Genomic DNA, 2,201 nt, shown 5'->3' with positions numbered 1-2,201 from the left:
TCATCCCCGAGAAGCGGTATCCTCTGTTGTTCTTTAATATTCATATAAACCTCCTTTTTAGAATTATTTTAATGATGTAATTATTATAATCAATTTTTAGAAAATATCAAGGAGGTGTAAAAGTCCTTGACTTATACATTGGAAAAGTTAATTGAATGTAACGAAACAGGGTCAGTCTACACATTTCGCAATATCAGGCTTTTTTATTTGCTTAATCTTTCTTTTCAGTTTTTTGTCCTTACTCAGTTCCTCCTGAAAACGTCGGCTACTCTGTGATAATGCCGATTCACCTATAACAAAACATCTACCTACCTCATTTAGCCTCAAACCACTATATCTATGGCAGAGGTAAAGCACCGTCTTCCTCCATTCTGTTGAGTCGCCCCCAAATACCTCTTTTGCCTTTACCTCAACCTCCTCAATCGAGGATCCAGAGATTAGCTCTCTTAATGCCGGTATATCCCGCCCTACCTCTCTGTTTCCAAGATACTTATCCTTTATCATTTTAATAAAGTCGATACCCCCGAGGATGGTAGATGCCACTACTTTATTTAAAGGACTTTCGTATTCATAACCAATAGATTCATTAACAAACTGCCGATACCTCTTTTGTGCATTATAAATGTCTCTCCCAAAATAACAGTGTTATAAGTTCATCAAATAATCTTCTATCCCAATCTATTGCTTCTACCGCATAAATATTCGGGCTTATTTCTCTAACAGCCATTTTAATCTTCCTTTTTAAATGCTAATTTATCTGCTCTACAAATAGGGCAGACCCAGTCATCGGGTAAGTTTTCAAAAGATGTGCCGAGTTTTATACTAGAATGCTGGTCGCCTTTTTCCAGGTCATAGACATAATCACAAACAGTGCACTTATAATTTACCATTGCTTCAATCCTCCTTTGGTTCTCTTCCTTTATATAGGTTGGTGCTGTCTTAGGTGATTTTCCACCTTTTATTTGGTGATAGTAAGCGTAAGTCATCGGCTCACCGTCTTTAATGATTTCAGCATCAACCACATTCCCAACAAAAATCGTATAAGTTCCTACATCTAAGCTGGTATTGACCTCAGCTTCCAAGTAACCTATGGCATTTTCCAGAACTATGGGTGCGCCAGTAATGCCTACTTTGAAACTGATGTCTCTGAATTTCTCTGATTTTCTACCGGATTTAAATCCAAAATTACCGATAAACTTCATCGGTGTCTCATTTGATAAGATTGAAACAGCAAAAAATTTGGATTCTTGGATATATTCGTGAGTTAGATTCTGCTTGTTTATACTCACTGCAATTGTTGGAGGCTCAGATGTTACTTGAAATACAGTATTGGCAATCTGCCCATTAATCCTTTCTCCCTTTCTTGAACTAACAACATACAAGCCATAACTAATTTTGCAAAGAGTTTTAAGGTTCATTTCCCTAGCTCCTCATGCAGGCGGGGATTTGGGTCGAGGCGAACGTAGCGAGCCGAGCCAGATACCCGTTTGGGAGCCGACCCGAACGTAATGAGGGCGGGTCCCAATAGTGATTCTCTATGTCTTTTACCACTCCCTTATTTTTTTTGGTGATTGGACGTGTTTTATCTTTAGCATTATTATGACGATAACTTGTGTTTACTGTTTTGAGTTCTATTCACTAATCTTCCAGAGTAATGTCAATTCTATCTTTCTCCGGAACAACATCATCAAAATGAGCTGATAAACTTTCGCATGCCTCCAATTTCATCCAACCCCCAAATTTACCCCTTCTTTCGCAAAGATTGCCACTTCGTTATTATTTTTTAATCTCGGTACTATTTACATCGAAGATTAATTCAGCAAGTTCTTCAAAGTTCATATTCCACTATCAATATCGCCCCGATGCCCAATGTTTGCTAACTTGTTTCTATACGAATTGAATGTATAATATCGGCATTTTGTTGTATATTATACAAAATCTATGTAAAATTATTATTAAAATTAATAACAATCACTTAACAATTTTAAACTAATGGTAAAAAATAACTTCACAAAAATACTAAAAGGCTCTATAATTAAGAGCCATGAAACCGTTAAAGATTACCAATACATAAGTAATAGAAGAGAAACTTCTCAAGCAAGCCCCTTTAATTCCTGTAGGTGGGCGGGCATTTGATAAAGAAAAGTGATATTTCAAGACCTGATATTATGAAAAAAGCTGCACGCCCCAATGGGTTATAA

2 protein-coding genes are annotated in these 2,201 nt (G+C 36.7%); both read right to left on the bottom strand.

Annotated features, from left to right (window positions below):
• Positions 1-171: 171 nt before the first annotated feature.
• Complete coding sequence (locus tag ACUVXA_RS20005) at positions 172-504, bottom strand: hypothetical protein (RefSeq protein ID WP_445873054.1); 333 nt, start codon at positions 502-504, stop codon at positions 172-174.
• A 224-nt stretch (positions 505-728) separates the two neighbouring features.
• Positions 729-1,418, bottom strand: coding sequence for a flavin reductase (locus ACUVXA_RS20000; protein WP_445873053.1), 690 nt, complete (start codon positions 1,416-1,418; stop codon positions 729-731).
• Positions 1,419-2,201: the final 783 nt, after the last annotated feature.

It is taken from the genome of Candidatus Jordarchaeum sp. (genome assembly GCF_052745115.1).
Note: the sequence above shows the minus strand (reverse complement) of the source record. Positions and strands in the feature narration are given on the sequence as shown.

What these genes read in the sequence shown, in the direction of transcription:
- ACUVXA_RS20005 (WP_445873054.1), bottom strand. Translation starts at nt 504, where the DNA reads ATGATAAAGGATAAGTATCTTGGAAACAGAGAGGTAGGGCGGGATATA.
- ACUVXA_RS20000 (WP_445873053.1), bottom strand. Translation starts at nt 1,418, where the DNA reads ATGAACCTTAAAACTCTTTGCAAAATTAGTTATGGCTTGTATGTTGTT.